Genomic DNA, 12,689 nt, shown 5'->3' on the forward strand with positions numbered 1-12,689 from the left:
CTGGAAACCGGCGCCAAAAGGATCCAGAGGCTCCTCTTCGAACAAAAATTCAAAGGCGCTTGTCAGGGATCAGAACCTTTTGGGATTGATTGAGAGGTTTTCGTAGTGGAGGATTTCTGGCTCATCGAAATTGCCAACAAGTGGATCTATGGATGCCCCCTGCGCAAGGTGTTTTTCACGATAGCATCAACGGCGTTGGATGCGTGAATCCATCCGGCCTTTCTTTGAAGCACCTTGGCTCCTGGCCTCGATGGGATTCGCTGATTTCAGTGCCTTTTAAGATGACCGGCCTTTCGTGGCCACCACTCCTTACAGGCTGTGAATTGGCGGCCCCTGCCGTTACACCATCGTAATATCACCTCCCATTCATGGAAGTCGAAGCTTTCCGGCTACCGGCTACGCCGCCTTGTAGCTTTCTCCATTGCGCAACAACGCCCAAGCGATACGTGTTGTCTTGTTAGCGATTGCCACAAGCGTTTTGTTGTGGCCCGCGCGCGCAAGCAAGTTCTGTGCTCATTTCGCACGTTGATCATCACGATTGGCAATCCTGATCAGAACGGACCTAACACCATCAATGAGTTGACGGCGCGGGCCGTCAAAGACATCTGCCGCAAAACGCGCAAGCATTATTCGACGGAAGAGGAGATCCGCATCGTGCTGGAAGGATTGCGTAGCGAAGAGAGAATCGCTGCCTTGTGTCGGCGCGAAGGGACTACCACGAGCCTCTATTGCAGCTGGTCGAAAAGAGTTCCTGGAGGTGGGTAAGAAGCGGCTGGTTGGTGACACGGTTCTCCAGGCGACCAGCCCAGAAGCGAAGGAGCTGCGATCTAAGGCGGCAGCGCTGAAAAGGGCCGTTGCTGATCTGACGCTCGAAAACCGCCTGCTCAAAAAATGCTCGAAGATTGAGGCGACGACATATGAGATGCCCCGCCTCAGAGAAGCTTGAGATCATCCGCCTTGTCGAGCAGTCACACTTGCCGGTAAAGCGAACACTGTCGACGCTCGGCATCCCGAGGACGACGTTCAAACGCTGGTATGCCCGCCATGAAGCGCTGGACGAGGCGTTTATCAAAGCCTCAATAAAGATGCGCCTGCTTCGGCCTGATTTTCGGGCATCGAGTTACTGTCGAAACCGTCTCTGATCGCTCAGCCAGTCGAAGTGGTTTCGCAATCCAACCTATCGGTGTTTATGGTTCGTCTGGAACAGGCTTTGCTGGGCCGGCCGGACCTTGTGTAGCTTCCTGCGCTGCTCCCGCGGCAGCCAGTCGCTGCTCTTCGGTCAGTTTATCGCCACCCTCGATCGCAACCTTGACGTTTCGCTCTGCCATACGGATGCCGTTTGCTTCAAAGATGTCGCGTACCTTCTGATAGGCATCACGACGAACAAGCCATTGCTCGCCGGGTTTGGTCATGAATTTCACGCCCACGACCATGTTGAACTCTTCCATGCGCCGCACGCCCTGTGATTTCAGTGTACTGAGGATCGACGGACCGTAGTGCTCGTTTGCGGCCAGCTCGGCGCCCACTTTTTTCACCAGCTTTTTGACCAGCTGCAGATCCGTGTCGAACGGCACACGAAATTCCAGTTTCATTATGACCCAATCGCGGCTGTGGTTCGTTAGGCTTTTCAACTCGCCATATGGGACAGTGTGCACCTTGCCTCGATGGTGGCGAATGCGCATGGAACGGATGGAGATACTCTCAACCGTTCCCATTAAATCGCCGACTTCGATGTATTCACCCAGCCGGAATGCATCATCGATCAGGAAGAAAATGCCCGCTACAACGTCGCGGACCAACGATTGCGTCCCAAACCCAATCGCAATACCCAGAATCCCGGCCCCGGCCAGAATCGGCGCGATATTGACGCCGGCCGCGCTCAGCACACTCAGCGCTACCATGATCAGGAGCGTCACCATTAATATGGTTCGCAGCAGGGGCAAAAGCGTGATCATGCGGGCCTCTGGGCCCGGCGCTTGCCCATCTTCCGGCGGCTCGTATTCCGCCACTCGTTTGTCGATGACGGTTTTGGCCCAGGTCCAGACCAGATCGGCCAGCAACAGAGCGACAATGCTGTCCACAAGCACTTCCAGAACGCGCCCGAGCACGCTGCCGTCTTCGGAAAGCTCAAAGATATTCACACCCCAGGCGGCTGAGAGAAAGAAAACCGCCGACATCAGGAACACGAATCTTGCCGCGCGTTGCACGATGGGACGCGTGGTCGCGTAGGGGTCGGCAAATTGCGGCACATCCGGCTGTGGTTCGCCTTCGAGGTTTTCTCCTTCGGCTTCCGCCTTGTTGAACTCGTCCAAGACGGCCTGCGCCTCGGCCATGTGTTGTTCATGCAGAGAGGCCGTCGATTGATCAAAAAAATGGTCGATCCAGGATTTCATCAATTTCAGTCCGGGCACCACCAGCCCAAGGATCAGGACGGTCCACATCATCCCGAACAGGCCAAACAACCAGAGGGCAAAAACGACACCCACGAGAATGATGAGATAGTTTCGCCAGAACAACAGCGCCCGCTCGTTCAAATCGCTTTCACAGAGCTGGGGGACGTGGCGGAACGCAGCCCAGATGCAGGCCCAAGTCACACCGACAACGATGGCTGCGAGCACCACAGTCTGCGCCAGGGCGACAGCGGGCAAACTGCCGCTCAAATCCAATTCGCGCACCGAGACAACACGGTTAAGCAGATATGACAGCGCCAGTGCCAGCACGATTGTCAGGGCAAGAACGGCGACGATGCGATGCAAATATCGCGCAACCGGTGAGCCATAAGGGACCAGTCGCAGTTCCGGCGCGTAAGGCGCCTGAAAGAACTTGGAAACGGTCAATATCGTTCGAAACAAAAGCACCATAATCAGAAAATCGAGGACAAGCGTCTCGACAAGCGGATGCCAGTCAAAGCTATCGAAGGCGCCGATACTGCCCACCGCAAAGACACCCAAACCGGCAAAGATGATGCCGGCGCGCGACGCCGCTCCGATCAGCTTTTCCAGTGGCGCATTCTTTGGTGCCTGCTCAATGCGCAACAAAGGATATTGCATGAACTGACGGTACAACCATTCAAGCCCGAGACCGATCAGCAAGAAGGTCAGAATATAGGTCGCAGATCGTACCTTTTGGGCATGCGACAACTCGGCATCCCAGACCTCCGACATGAATACCGGAATCTGCGGGAAGATCGTCCAGGCCAGTGCCAGCGTTTGTACGCGCTGCCCGATCCTGGCCAATTGCCCATCGACCTGTTCGCGCAGCGTCAGAGCCGTTCCGGTCTCGATCTGACCCGTCTCGGTGGCACTGCTTTTGATCCATTCCTGAACGCTTGGATCGCCAAGCAATCGCAGGAATTCTTTGATATCATTGGGTGACGGCGCAGGAACGGCCGGCGCTTCCGTACTTGAGGGATTTGTAAGGATCTGACCCTCTACGGAACTGGCTGTTCCGACGACCACCAATGAGAGCAAAATCGCGCGTAACAGAGCCATCAAACCGCACCCGCGGGCAGATCAGAATCTGTCTTCGTCTCTGTGTAGTCCAAGTTCGAGTAATCTGCCTCGATCACCCGCTCGACCACCAGTTTCCCTTCCAGGGGTTTCAACTGGCAAGCCAATCGCTCATCCGGACCGGCATGCCAGCGGGCCAGGACTTTCGCCTCTAGTTGTCCGGGGGGACCAAGTGCCGCGTCATCGGAAAGAACCCTTACCCGACAAGTGCCGCAGCGTCCTCGCCCGCGGCAAATATTGGCATGCGGAATATTGTTTTCGCGCACCATCTCGAGCAGCGTCAGACCCGTCTCCGCTTGAAAAGTGACCGACCGATTGCCGCTGTAGGTGACCTGAACCCTCTCCCGACGACGGCGATGCAATCGAAGCCACCTTGCCGCCATCACGGCAGCAACCAGACCGAGCGAGATGCGCGTCGCCATTTTTGTCCTCTCTTTGGACCTTTTGACGACGACCGGGACCATTTCCGGATCGACTGGTGGCCTGTCAGCATTGGGATCGTCCTCTACTACAAATCCGAGCTCACCTTCTTCCACCGGGATGATCTGCCGACCTGCTTCCACATATCCCAGCATCGCCAGGATCGGGAGTGCCACTACAAAGGGATAGAAAAACTTCATCGCGTGGACCGAGCCGTCGCGCGACTGCAACCACGTGTAGACACCAATCGCCCCGTGTATCCAGGCAACAACGAGCATCACGACTTGCTGCAACCCGTTAACGGGCGACACCACCCAAAAGTTGTTCAACAGGATAGGATAAGTTGGCACTAGCCCCAGTTCGCGCAGTGCCATGACACCAAAGACATGCGTTCCAAGAAGCGGAATGATCAGGACGCCGGCGGCCATTTGCGCCATGTCGTACGCCGGCACCTTTAACGTGTTGCGCATGTAGAGAGAAACCAGCGCAATCAGAAAATGCACCACCAGCGACACTTGCAACAGGATTTTCAGGGGCAAGAAGGTCGACCACACACCGCTGAGCGTCCAGCGCCAATCCTCCATTGCCTGAACGGAAACCAAACCGATCGCCAGATTTGCCAGATGCATGGTGATGAATACGAACATCACCATACCGGTACCAATCATCAAGTTCAGCCGGAGTTTCATGCCCCACGCTCCATCGGATGCTGTGCTGGCCATACTGATACTCCCATTCCGCGACTTGACCGGGCGCGTACACTGTAGTGAAGCAAATCCTTTACAAATCGGAGCAATACGTCAAGGCGACGCAGGGACCGCAGACGCGGGCGGCCCAGGTCGTGTTGACAAAACGGGTTCACATGAGGCGCGAGTATGATCCAAGCTATTATCTGCCATGGAGGCCAGCTTGGCACGAGACCTGATGTCAAATTTGGAATAGGCGTTCTTTGAACAGTTCACCTTGGCAGTCCGCACTCCAAAATGGACGCAGACCCATCAACCACCGCCTTGTTCTTGATGGGGTTTTCTGGATAACATTACACCTATGCACAGTGGCGCAACTACCCGAGGAATTCGGTAAATGGTCGAGCGTCTATCGCCAGTTCCTGCGCCGGACACTGGCGGGTCCATGGAGGGATATCATGGGCACCCTGAACGAGAGCGGAACGGTGCTTCACGCTCTGCAAATGATCGACAGCATGGTAATTCGCGCTCATCATCAAGCACCAAGCGCCAAGGGGGGACTCCTCGACAGTGTTGTGGCCGCTCGCGAGGTGGCTTGAATGCACTCAAAACGCTCCATCAGTCTGACCATGCTCCTAGGTTCTTTTGCACGAATTCTGCGAAGGAGGTTGGCGCTCGGCCTGTCAGTTGCGGGACATGATCCGTGACGCGATCTTCGGAACCGCCAGCAATTGCGCCATCCATCGTGGCCAGTGTTTTCGCATACTGTTTCGGCAAGCCATGATCTTGATGACGCTCAGCCAGACCGTCGACAGTCAGGCGGTGGTGGGTGATTTGCCGTCCTAAGTGACTGCTCAAAGTCTCGGCAACCACATCATAGGAAATCGCTTCGGGGCCTGTGAGGATGTAGTCGGTGTTGTCTACTGATGGTGCGACCAGTATCGCCGTGGCGCACGCAGCGATGTCATTTGCATCGATAAAACCGACACGGCCGTCGCCTGTGGCGGTGTAGATAGCAGATTGATCGCGGATTGGATCTCGGTGCTGAAGCTCAGAAAAGTTCTGCATGAACCATGTAGGTCGCAATGCTGCCCACTCCGGGACGTTGGATCGAAGCCAAGCGTGAACCGCGCCCATCATCGGTCCGCCCTCCTCGAGCGAAGAGGCACTGAGCAGCACGAAGCGGTTCACGCCGGCGGCCAATGCGGCTTCCAGTCCAGCACGCATTGCCCCAAGTGATTCCACGGTATCCGTAGGTGCAACGAGATAAACAGCTTCAACACTCTCGAAGGCATCGGCGAATGTCGATGGGTCCTTCCAGTCGAAGCGTACATCGCTTTCATTCTGCGGGCTGCGTGTTCCGATAAGTGGTACAACACTCTCTGCACGCAGCTGCTCGGCGACGCGGCTCCCAGTCTTTCCGGTGCCGCCTGTGACAAGCACGGTTTTAGTCATCGAGGAACTCCTCAAACCCGGATCTCAGGGGCTCGACCCCGCCGACAGCGTTCAGAAGAACCAACGGGTTCCAGTAGTCTCGGTAACGCGCGATGCGTCCGTTCTTGACCTGGATGACCGAGATGTAGTTCTGGTCGTAACGCCCAGCCGCACCTTTGCCTGTGCAGGAGAATTCCAAAACAAAGGTCTCGTCGTCTTTCGAGGCATGCGTGATTGCAGGGCTCATTGATTGAAAGTTGATGAGTCCTCCGGCTTTCGGCAGATAAGCTGCCATAGCGTCACGCCCGCGCAGTTCAAGCACTGCGCCTTCAGGCGCAAATGGAAATTGGAACACAATGTCTTCAGCGCACATGTCCAGAAAGTTCTCGCCCGCTTCTGCGATGATCGCATTTCCGAGGGCACTGCGCAGCATCGCGCCAAAGCTCGCTATCGTGTTGGTGTCAGACATGATGTCTCCTAACGTTGTGTTGGTCCCTTATTGGGAGGGTTTCAATATGAGTGGTGGCTTGGGTCATGATGCTTTTCCAAACTGCATGATGAGGTCGCCCGCAATCGACAGAACGGCACCAGTGATGCGGAAGAAGTCAGCGTGTAGAGCGGCATTCCCGAAAAGGCCGTTTTTATCCTGGATGAGCGCCATGGTCATTTGCCCGGCGACAACGTCGGCATGGAAGGCAGCGGCGCCAAAGCATGGGATTAGGATGATGGTCGCCATCACATAAATGACGCCGTTCGCATCTCCGACCCACGCCCAGGGAGGAGCAGAAACCAAAGATGACAAATTCGGCAATGTTGCGCGAAGCCAGCCAAGTCCGGCAACAAGGCAAACAAAGGATACTCCAAATGACAGAAGCGTTGCCCAAAGAGGGTGGCCAGCCGCACGACTAAGCTTGGCGTTCATTCCGGCGTGGATCGGTATCAAGGCGCAGCAAAGCGTAGGTGCGAACCACAGAAGTGTGATTTTCGGATCCATCTGCACGCCCTTTCGGAAATATTCTGCAACTTGGTTGCAGCGTCGCGACGATTTCTGCAAAATACGTCGGAACGAAACCGTTTCGGCCTATATAGAAGGACTAACGATGGAACGCAATAGTTCCGACGTAAGAGTGCAAAAAAAGGCCCGCCGAAAACCGGCTGGGGCGGCCGTGCTTCAGGACTCGGTGACAAATGCAATCCATCGGGCCTTGTTCGAGGAATGGGCGAAAACGGGATATTCCGCCCTCCGCATGGAGCGCATTGCGGCTCGGGCAGGCGTTGGGAAAGCAGCGCTCTATCGCCGGAGCAAATCCAAGTTTGAACTGGTGACCGAGGCAGTAAAGTCGACGGCGACGAGCATCACGCCAATACCGGACACTGGGTCGTTTGAGGGCGACGTAAACATGTTGATGCGTCGGCTGGCTGCAACTCTGCGCCACCCGCTTGTACGGCGGATTTTGCCCGATCTACATGCAGAGCATGCCCGATCAGACGAGCTTGCAGAGCTTCTGAAGAGCGTCACGCTTGATCGGAGGGAACAAGCGACGATCATGTTGGACACGGCGATTGAACGCGGCGAACTGCCAAAGGACACGGACCGCAGCATGGTGTTGGATATGCTTATCGCGCCACTCTATTGGCATGTTATCGTCCAGCATCGATTAACAACCTCCGCTGACATCAAGAGGTTCTCAGATCTTGTGTTGAGCGTATCCAGCTAAGCAACCTCATCCGATACCGTGTTAGGCGACCAACGCAACGGCGTCTTTTCCTGCAGGAATTCGCAGTGGGCAATTGGCGTCTGTTACGGCCTGTCCGTCATCAAATGAAGTGGTCCGACTGAGCTGACAGCGATCAGGTCCGTCTGGCTGACTAATTTTATTTAAGCTGCGCGCCCGAGATTGAACAAGCATCGCTGTTTTCAGGGTTCTTTCCTTGGTTTTCTCTTTATCCTTCAGAATGGAATTGCTGCGGTCGAGGTAGACATCGGCGGGTGTCAGGTTGCCGAGGCTCTTCTGGTAGCGGCTGTGGTTGGAGCGCACGACGAAGGTTACGGCTGCTTCCTCAAGCGCACCTGGCAGATAGTAGTTTTCGAGCAGGATGCGGTTCTTCGGCATCCGGTGCCAACGTTCAATCTTGCCCTGGGTCTGCGGATGGTTCGGGGCGCCGCGGATGTGGTCCATGCTCTGATCCTCGAGCTACTTGGCCAAGTCACCGGAGATGTAGCTGCCGCCGTTGTTGGAGAACAAACGGGGACGGTTCGCAACAGTAACGCTTCCGTAGCCCAATCACGTTGAACGCCGGGCCAGTAATCAGGTCCTGCTCCCTAAGGATGCGATAGACGGAAGGCTCTGACATGAAATACTTTTTCACATTCGTGAATCGAAACGCCAGCTCACGCGGCGACAGTTCCGGCTCATCCAGAGCAAGGTTTACTATGGCCTGCCTGATCTCGCCGGGGGTGCGGTTCCAGACCCGCCCGGGATGCGGGCGACGGTCCTCGAGACCAGTTTCGCCAAACGCTTCGTACCGGGCATACCTGCGATAGAACGTCGTCTTCGGGATGCCCAGCTTCGACAGTGTTCGCTTCACCGACAAGTGGGACTGCTCGACGAGGCGGATGCTCTCGAGCTTCTCCAATGCGGGGTATCTCATATGTCGTCGTCCCCATCTATTAACCGGCAGGCGAATGCGAAGCATTCTGCCGAGAGGGCCCGGGCATTTTTTTTTGCAATCGGTTCTCCAGGGTGAGGTCAGCAACGGCCTCCTTCAGGGCGGACGCCTCGGCCCGCAGCTCTTTCACTTCCGGGCTTGTCGCTTGCCTGGCCGTGTCGCCGGCCAGCCATCTCTTTCCGGCCTCAAGGGACTCTTTCGACCACGAATAGTACAAGCTCGTGACGATCCCCTCGCGCCGACACAGGGCCGCGATACTCTCCTCACCACGTAAGCCCTCCAGAACGATGCGGATCTTCTCCTCCGCTGAATGGTGCTTGCGCGTCTTGCGGCGGATGTCTTTGACGACCTGCTCTCGTCTGTTTGGGCACGCCTCTATCAGAACTTCAATCGACCAGACAAATAGGCCCAGAGTTTGCGCCAGAGCCTCTTTGTGCGACGGTAGCAGCGCCGGATTGCGCGGGGTCTTCCATACACAAGGGTGGTTGTTGGACATAGCCGAGCGCTGGTGGCGACTACCGGAGAAACGAAAGTGCTTGAAGGTTAAGGACCGGTGCCGGGAATAATCGCGCCTCGATGTGCGATCACCTTCATAGCCAGCTTATGTCCTGCCCGAATTGCGGAAATACTGTCCTGGCCCTCAACGAGCGCGGCAAGATAGCCCGCGTTGAAGCTGTCGCCCGCAGCGGTGCTGTCAACGATCTCCTTGGCTAGCGGCAGTTCACCAACAACTTGACCCGACAAATCGCGCGGTCCGGCACTGCCGCGCTTGAGCGCTCCGCGTTTGATCCCGTACCCCACCAGACGTGCCACCGTGGTTTCCTCGTCCCTGTCTCCGAACAGCACCATCTCATCATCAATCGAGGGCAGCGCGATATCAGCGCGCCGCCACATTTCTGCGTTGGTGCCTTGTGCGACCTCTTGATTTTCCCACAACTTTGGTCGGTGATTGCTGTCATACGCGACAAGGCCTCCGGCAGCCTGATAGCCGTCACACCAGTCGATTAGGCGTTCGCGAACAGAAGCAGGAAGAATCGCAAGCGAGATGCCGGACAGGAAAAGCAGATCATAATCCCGCAGCCGGTCGAGTCCAATTTCGCAAGGTTCAGAAAACATCGTCCGTGCGGCGGATGCCGAGCGCCAATAACTGAAACTTCGCTCACCGTTTTCGTCGGTATCGATGGCGTAAAGGCCAGGCATTCCACCGTCGCGGCGCTCGATGCATTCCGTCTCGAGCCCGTACGAACGGATCGCATCCCTGATTTTTTCCGAGTAGCGGTCAGTCCCAAGCGCCGTTACGTATGAGACCGTCACATCGGACCCGCTCAAAAGCCTCCGCAGATAAACCGCCGTATTGTACGTGTCTCCTGCCACACCAATATTTGCCAATCCATCTTGCCTCGAGGAAAGTTCGATCATGACTTCGCCGAGGCAAGCGATTTTTCGGATTTTAGGTTCGATGTTCAATCAGATCTCGCCAAAAGTAGCCTGAACTTGAGTCCATGCGTCTTCTAGATGCGCACGCAAAGCCGCCTCCGCCGCATCCGGGTCGCGCATCAGTATGCCGTCGAATATCGCGCTGTGAGCTTCGAAGTTCTTTCGGTTGCGCTCGGGCAAACGTGGCATCTGTGACCAATGGGGCGATAGCCAGGTGGTATAAGCCTTGTGGATCGCCGGCAAGACAGGGTTGTTCGAGATACGGTAGAGCACTCCATGAAACCCCTTGTCAGTTTCGTAAAACAGTTCGCTGTCGTGAATTGCCGCCTTGTTCTCTTCGAGCGCGGATTTGAGTGCGGCGATGTCGTCTTTGCTGGCGTCGGTGGCTGCCTGACGCACGAGCGCACTTTCCACGAGGATGCGAGTGTCGAACAAGTTTCTTACGCCACCCGGCTCGTGAAGCAAATGGGCGACAATGCTTTCCAGCGCGTCGATCGCTGCGTCGAAACCAGGTTTGCGGACCACGGGACGGTGGCGGGGTCGCGCCTCGATCAGGCCGCGATTGGACAAGGCGAGAACGGCTTCGCGTACGACTGTTCGACTGATGCCAAATTCCTCCATCAGGTCGCGTTCGGGCGGCAAAGGCTGCCCGTCTGATATCTCGCCGCTCTGGATCTTTTCCGCGAGCCGTTTGATGACCGCATCTGCGGCGCGGCCCTTTGCCTTGCGCGCGGCCGAACCTACATCTCTTGCGGAGTTCTCTTCCATGGCGCCGCTTCCCGTTACAATCGTCCCAAAACCATATCTGCGCACCGATCTCCAAGCATCATTGCCGGAGCCTGTGTATTGCCAGCATTGATATCCGGCATTGCCGACATATCGCAAACGCGAAGTCCTGCGATGCCCCGCACCCGCATTCGCGGATCCAGAACGGCCATAGGGTCACCGTCCTTGCCCATGCGCGCCGTTCCGGCAGGGTGGTAATTCGTTTTGACGAAGCGGCGGCAATAATCCCGCAAAGCGCCGTCGCTGCGGCCGTCTGGCCCGGGCAGCATCACTCGCTCGATCTTTTCCGCCAGCGGCGACTGCGCGAATGCGTCGAGGAAGAACCGTTGGCCGCGGACCATTTCGTCCATGTCTTCCTTTTCTTTCAGAAGATTTGGCGAAACGACCGGCATGTCGGCCGGGTCTGCCGATGCCAGACTCACAGACCCGCGGGACCTAGGCTTTACGACCACGGTTGTGACCGTGAGTCCGTAACCGTCTTCCACTAAATGCCGTGTATCCCGGTCAACGTAGACGATGGGCACGCAAAATGCCTGAATCGTGGGCAGTCCGTCAGGATCGCCTGGATTGACGAAGGCGCCGGCCTCGACGCCAGCCGACGTGACCGGACCCGACCCAAATAGCTTGAACTGCAGACCGTTCCGGATCATCCGCCAGCCTTCGCCCTGTTTGTAATACCCGTAGGGACCATTGACCCGCGCCGTGATCGGTACCTCTGGGTGATCAATAAGATTCTCCCCGACGCCCGGACGATCGTGCAAGCAATCGATGCCGACTTCGGTCAGATGGTCTGCCGGTCCGATCCCCGAGAGCATCAGTAATTTCGGAGTGACGAGCGCGCCTGCACTTACAATAATCTCGCCAGAGCAGTGCACATTATGGGTGTTTCCGCTTTTGTCCTTATAGACGACCCCTGACGCCCTCCCGCCGTCCAGCGTGATCTTTTGTACTTCGGAGCGCAGACGAACCGTCAGGTTGGGATTGGCCTCTTGCGAGGAGATATAAGCGTATGCTGATGACGACCGTTTGCCTTGCCGGTTCATGAATTGGTAGAAGCCGACACCTCTTTGCTGGGCGCCATTGAAGTCCGGATTGAATGGCTCCCCCAGCCCCTGAACGGCTTGCACGAACAGCCGGGACAGCAGGTCTATGTGCCCGGGGTCCGAAACGAGAAGCGGTCCGCTGGTGCCATGAAATTCGTTGGAAAGGCGGTTGTTGCCCTCCATTCCACGAAAGTGCGGCAGGACGCTTTCCCAACTCCAGTCAACGGCGTCATTGCTGCCTCTGAGTTCTTCCTGCCAACCGTTATAGTCAGCTGGTCGGCCGCGCATATATACCTGTGCATTGACCGACGACCCGCCGCCGAGAACGTGTCCCTGAGGGATATCGTGCACCCGCCCGCCAAGATGCTCCTGCGGGGCGGTCTTGTGGTAGCGCATGTATTTCGTGCCGTTAATCATCTTGAAGATACCCGGCGGCATATCGAGAAGCGGATGTCGGTTTGAATATCCAGCTTCCAGAAGTAGTACTTTGGCCTTGCCGTCGTCGGCCAATCGCGCGGCCGCAACACATCCCGCCGCACCTCCGCCGATCACGATATGCTCGAACTCTTCGGTCATGCCCGTTCCATTCCAATCTCTTCCCGATGACTAGCTCACGCCGTGAGGGGCACAAGCTTCGACCGCAGCTGTTCCGTTCGGCTCGCAATCTGGCACCGCCCTTCTGACCAGTGCCGCCGATCTTCTCC

General features: G+C 56.6%; 9 protein-coding genes and 3 pseudogenes. 3 read left to right on the forward strand and 9 right to left on the reverse strand.

All coding sequences use genetic code 11. From position 1 onward, the window contains the following. Nucleotides 1–570: 570 nt before the first annotated feature. Nucleotides 571–1,049, forward strand: a pseudogene (locus GOX53_RS29925) (transposase); the annotation flags it as partial. Between the two features lie 138 nt (nt 1,050–1,187). Here the strand turns inward: GOX53_RS29925 and GOX53_RS23820 are convergent. Together GOX53_RS23820 and GOX53_RS23825 are read right to left on the reverse strand one after the other, a co-directional pair. Next, a complete protein-coding gene (locus tag GOX53_RS23820) occupies nt 1,188–3,491 on the reverse strand; it encodes a mechanosensitive ion channel family protein (protein ID WP_171180862.1) in 2,304 nt (767 codons plus the stop codon). Further along, nucleotides 3,491–4,618 (reverse strand): 2Fe-2S iron-sulfur cluster-binding protein, encoded by a 1,128-nt coding sequence (locus GOX53_RS23825; RefSeq protein WP_171180863.1) that lies wholly within the window; start codon nt 4,616–4,618, stop codon nt 3,491–3,493. The genes GOX53_RS23820 and GOX53_RS23825 overlap by 1 nt, the downstream gene beginning before the upstream one ends. Nucleotides 4,619–4,892: 274 nt before the next feature. On the opposite strand from GOX53_RS23825, the pseudogene GOX53_RS23830 reads away from it, so the two are divergent. Continuing rightward, nucleotides 4,893–5,216: pseudogene (locus tag GOX53_RS23830) on the forward strand (transposase); the annotation flags it as partial. Between the two features lie 17 nt (nt 5,217–5,233). On the opposite strand, the gene GOX53_RS23835 reads toward GOX53_RS23830, so the two are convergent. From GOX53_RS23835 to GOX53_RS23845, 3 genes are all read right to left on the reverse strand, one after another. Further along, nucleotides 5,234–6,070: an ergot alkaloid biosynthesis protein gene (locus tag GOX53_RS23835; protein ID WP_171180865.1), complete on the reverse strand. Its 837-nt coding sequence runs from the start codon at nt 6,068–6,070 to the stop codon at nt 5,234–5,236. Continuing rightward, a complete protein-coding gene (locus GOX53_RS23840; RefSeq protein WP_171180866.1) occupies nt 6,063–6,518 on the reverse strand; it encodes a nuclear transport factor 2 family protein in 456 nt (151 codons plus the stop codon). Before GOX53_RS23840 ends, GOX53_RS23835 begins: the two co-directional genes overlap by 8 nt. A 63-nt stretch (nt 6,519–6,581) precedes the next feature. Next, entirely contained in the window at nt 6,582–7,043 is a 462-nt protein-coding gene (locus GOX53_RS23845) for a DMT family transporter (RefSeq protein WP_171180867.1), read from the reverse strand. Between the two features lie 106 nt (nt 7,044–7,149). On the opposite strand from GOX53_RS23845, the gene GOX53_RS23850 reads away from it, so the two are divergent. Continuing rightward, the gene (locus tag GOX53_RS23850) at nt 7,150–7,767 is read left to right on the forward strand and encodes a TetR/AcrR family transcriptional regulator (protein WP_171180868.1); all 618 of its coding nucleotides are present in this window, start codon (nt 7,150–7,152) and stop codon (nt 7,765–7,767) included. Nucleotides 7,768–7,965: 198 nt separating this feature from the next. Here GOX53_RS23850 and GOX53_RS23855 read toward each other — a convergent pair. From GOX53_RS23855 to GOX53_RS23870, 4 genes and pseudogenes are all read right to left on the reverse strand, one after another. Further along, nucleotides 7,966–9,110, reverse strand: a pseudogene (locus tag GOX53_RS23855) (helix-turn-helix domain-containing protein); the annotation flags it as partial. Between the two features lie 152 nt (nt 9,111–9,262). Beyond that, entirely contained in the window at nt 9,263–10,186 is a 924-nt protein-coding gene (locus tag GOX53_RS23860; protein WP_171180869.1) for a sugar kinase, read from the reverse strand. Next, a complete protein-coding gene (locus GOX53_RS23865) occupies nt 10,187–10,924 on the reverse strand; it encodes an FCD domain-containing protein (RefSeq protein ID WP_171180871.1) in 738 nt (245 codons plus the stop codon). Between the two features lie 14 nt (nt 10,925–10,938). Further along, nucleotides 10,939–12,561, reverse strand: coding sequence for a GMC family oxidoreductase (locus GOX53_RS23870; protein ID WP_171180874.1), 1,623 nt, complete (start codon nt 12,559–12,561; stop codon nt 10,939–10,941). Between the last annotated feature and the right edge of the window lie 128 nt (nt 12,562–12,689).

The organism is Ruegeria sp. HKCCD8929 (genome assembly GCF_013031405.1).
Classification (GTDB): Bacteria; Pseudomonadota; Alphaproteobacteria; order Rhodobacterales; family Rhodobacteraceae; genus Ruegeria.

Excerpts from the sequence above, each read along its gene's own strand:
- GOX53_RS23850 (WP_171180868.1), top strand. The coding sequence starts at position 7,150 with ATGGAACGCAATAGTTCCGACGTAAGAGTGCAAAAAAAGGCCCGCCGA.
- GOX53_RS23865 (WP_171180871.1), bottom strand. The coding sequence starts at position 10,924 with ATGGAAGAGAACTCCGCAAGAGATGTAGGTTCGGCCGCGCGCAAGGCA.
- GOX53_RS23845 (WP_171180867.1), bottom strand. The coding sequence starts at position 7,043 with ATGGATCCGAAAATCACACTTCTGTGGTTCGCACCTACGCTTTGCTGC.
- GOX53_RS23820 (WP_171180862.1), bottom strand. The coding sequence starts at position 3,491 with ATGGCTCTGTTACGCGCGATTTTGCTCTCATTGGTGGTCGTCGGAACA.
- GOX53_RS23825 (WP_171180863.1), bottom strand. The coding sequence starts at position 4,618 with ATGAAACTCCGGCTGAACTTGATGATTGGTACCGGTATGGTGATGTTC.
- GOX53_RS23840 (WP_171180866.1), bottom strand. The coding sequence starts at position 6,518 with ATGTCTGACACCAACACGATAGCGAGCTTTGGCGCGATGCTGCGCAGT.
- GOX53_RS23835 (WP_171180865.1), bottom strand. The coding sequence starts at position 6,070 with ATGACTAAAACCGTGCTTGTCACAGGCGGCACCGGAAAGACTGGGAGC.
- GOX53_RS23870 (WP_171180874.1), bottom strand. The coding sequence starts at position 12,561 with ATGACCGAAGAGTTCGAGCATATCGTGATCGGCGGAGGTGCGGCGGGA.